At 59.7% G+C, this 3,508-nt stretch carries 1 protein-coding gene; it reads left to right on the top strand.

What is annotated here, in order from left to right; genetic code table 11:
- Nucleotides 1–3,228: Swt1 family HEPN domain-containing protein (locus ONB24_15425; protein ID MDZ7317501.1), on the top strand; the 3,228-nt coding region annotated here is incomplete at its 5' end.
- Nucleotides 3,229–3,508 lie beyond the last annotated feature (280 nt).

Raw genomic sequence — 3,508 nt, 5'->3', positions numbered from 1 at the left:
CAACTGACGCTCCCCGGTACGGCGCAAAAGCCGGAATGGGATGCGGCGGCGATCCTGATCACAATGTGGAACCATTGGAACGATGTTTTCCGCAAAACGCTCGGCCATGCCGAGCGGGCCTTGGTCAGTGAACTCCGCGAGTTTCGAAACCGATGGGCGCACCAACGGCCGTTCAGTACAGACGACGCCTACCGCGCCCTGGACAGCGCGGCCCGGCTCCTGACCGCCGTATCAGCCCCCCAGGCGGACGAGATTGAGCGGATGAAATGGGAACTGCTCCGCGTGCGGTTTGATGAACAGGCCCGGGCGGAAAAGCGCCGGGCCGCAGGGACGCTCATCGAGAACCAATCGCTGGCCGGGCTGAAGCCGTGGCGTGAGGTGGTTCACCCGCATCGGGATGTGGCGAGTGGCGCATACCAGCAGGCCGAGTTCGCGGCAGACCTATGGCAGGTGTTTATAGGCGAGGGGGGCGATGAGTATCGCAACCCGATCGAGTTCTTTCGCCGGACATACTTGACAGAAAGCCTGAAAGATTTGTTGTCAGGGGCGATCCGCCGGCTTTCGGGCAAAGGCGGGGACCCTGTGGTTCAACTCCAGACGAATTTCGGCGGGGGCAAGACGCACTCGATGCTCGCGCTGTATCACCTGTTCTCCGGCACCTCACACAGCGAATTGCTCGGGGTGGATGCCATTATGGAACGAGAGGGCGTCAATCAATTGCCGCGCGTGAATCGCGTTGTATTGGTCGGGAATAAGATCTCGCCCGGAAGCCCGGCCAGGAAACCGGATGGCACGCTCGTTCGCACCTTGTGGGGTGAAATCGCGTGGCAGTTGGGATTCGCGCGGGGCGGCCTGAAGGAGGCGAAAAAGGCTTTTCAAAAAGTTGCTGAGGATGACCAGAAGGCAACCAGCCCGGGCGATACATTGCGGCTTTTGTTCAACGAGTACGCGCCTTGCCTGATTTTGATTGATGAATGGGTGGCTTATGCGCGGCAACTCCCGGATCACGGCGACTTGCCCGGCGGCAGTTTCGAGACGCATGTCACCTTTGCCCAGGCGCTGACGGAATCGGCCAAAAACGCGGATCGCGCGTTGTTGGTGGTCAGCCTTCCCGCCTCCGTCAAACCGGGCTCGCCGCACGCTGAAGCGGAGGAAATCGAAGTTGGCGGCACCCGAGGGCAGGTCGCGCTCGATGCGCTTCGACAGGCCGTGGGGCGCGTGGAATCGTCTTGGCGGCCGGCCAGCGCGGAAGAAAGCTTTGAAATCGTCCGGCGTCGGTTGTTCGAGCCGATGATCAGCCCTGACCAATTTGTTGCTCGCGATGTGACGGCAAAAGCTTTCGCGGACCTGTACCGTACGCAACATCAGGAGTTTCCACCGGAGTGCCGCGAAGGCGATTACGAAAAACGGCTGAAAGCCGCCTATCCCATCCATCCTGAGGTGTTTGACAGGCTCTATCAGGACTGGTCATCTTTGGTGAAATTTCAGCGCACGCGCGGCGTTTTGCGCTTGATGGCGTCGGTAATTCATAGCTTGTGGGAAAAGGGGGATCGCTCGCCGCTTATCCTGCCGTCGAGCATTCCGATTGATGATCCCCGCGTGCAGTTCGAATTGACGCGATATTTGTCGGATAATTGGGTGCCGGTGATCGAAAAAGACGTCGACGGTCCAAATTCGCTCCCGTTCCTTTTGGATCGCCATAATGCAAACCTGGGCAAGTATTCGGCCTGCCGCCGCGTGGCACGGACGATCTATATGGGATCTGCGCCGACAACGAAGGCCGCTACAAAGGGGATCGACGACCGGCGCATCAAACTCGGCTGCGTAATGCCCGGAGAATCAACGGCCATCTTTGGGGATGCTCTTCGCCGCCTTAGCGCCGAGGGAACATACTTGTACCAAGATGCCGTCCGCTACTGGTATTCAACCCAGCCGACCGTCACCAAACTCGCGGAGGACCGCGCCGAGCAACTCAAGAACGATCCCGATGCCGTCGCAGCCGAGATCGGCCGCTGGTTGCGGAACGATCTTCAGAATAAAGGCGATTTCGGTCGCGTACATCCACTGCCCCGCTCGTCAGCCGACGTGCCGGACGATAAGGATGCCCGCCTGGTCGTATTCGGCATCGAATATGCCCACACCAAGGACACCACCAGTCCGGCCATTGCCGCCGCGAAAGAGTTCCTTCTAAACCGGGGAACGGCCCCGCGCATTTACCGCAACACGCTCGTTTTCCTTGCCGCCGACAAGACCCGTCTTCAGGACCTCGACGAAGACGTCCGCCAGTATCTGGCATGGATGTCTATCGTGGACGAGGCTGAAACCCTCAACCTGGACCCGCACCAGACCAAGCAGGCGGTATCCCGGAAGGAGAGTGCTCAAAGTGCCGTTGCAGCGCGGTTGCCGGAGACGTACCAATGGCTGATTGTCCCGACTCAGGCCAATCCGCAGGCCAATATCGAGTGGCAGGCCTTCCGTTTGACCGGCCAGGATGCCTTGGCCGTGCGGGCCAGCAAGAAATTGCGCAACGACGAACTGCTGGTTTCCGCTCTGGCCGCTAGCCGCTTACGCTTGGAGCTAGACCAGGTGCCGCTCTGGCGCGGCGACCATGTCTCGATCCGACAGCTCACCGAGGACTTCGCCCGTTACCTGTATCTTCCGCGACTGAAGGACACGAGCGTGCTGGTGGAAGCCATCCGCAGCGGGCTTGGGCTTCTTACATGGTCGCAAGATTCCTTTGCCTATGCCGAGAGTTTTGATGCAACCGAAGGACGCTATCGCGGCCTGCAAGCGGGGCGGCAAATCCAGATTGACGCCGATCATCCCATTGGATTGCTCGTGAAACCGGAAGTGGCGCTCAAGCAAATGGGCGCGGAATCCAAAGCGCCCACTGTCGACAGCGGGGAGTTGCCTTCTGTCGAGGCGGGCGCCATCGGCACGGGTCCATTGCCGTCTGCCTCTTATCAATCGCCAACGGCTCCGCGACCTGCACAGCCCAAGCGATTTCATGGAACCGTCATGCTGGACGCGGATCGCGCGGGCCGCGACGCAAGCCGGATCGCGGAGGAAGTGATTGCTCATTTATCGGGGATCATCGGCGCCAAGGTGAAAGTTACCTTGGAAATCGACGCCGAAATTCCCGGTGGGGCTCCTGAGCACGTTGTGCGGACAGTGACCGAAAATTGCCGGACCTTGAAATTCTCCAGCCACGGATTTGAGCCGGAATAGCGAATACGCATGCTGGTATCCTTAGCGCCGGCTTCCTGCCGGCAAATTTGCAAATGCTTACTTGTGCCGTCAAAGATGCCGGCGCACTTGGTGTAGGCGCTCCGGATGCCGGCGATGCGGGTACCGGTGCTCCGGATCGCAAGATCGCCAGCGTAATGACCGTCAATGTAAGCGGCCATGCTAACCGCATAAAAAAGGCCGGAACGTGTGTTCCGGCCCTTCAAACTGGTAGCGGGGGTTGGATTTGAACCAACGATCCCGCGAAAGCGGGATTATGAGC

The organism is candidate division KSB1 bacterium (genome assembly GCA_034505495.1).
Classification (GTDB): domain Bacteria; phylum Zhuqueibacterota; class Zhuqueibacteria; order Residuimicrobiales; family Krinioviventaceae; genus Fontimicrobium_A.
Note: the sequence above shows the minus strand (reverse complement) of the source record. Positions and strands in the feature narration are given on the sequence as shown.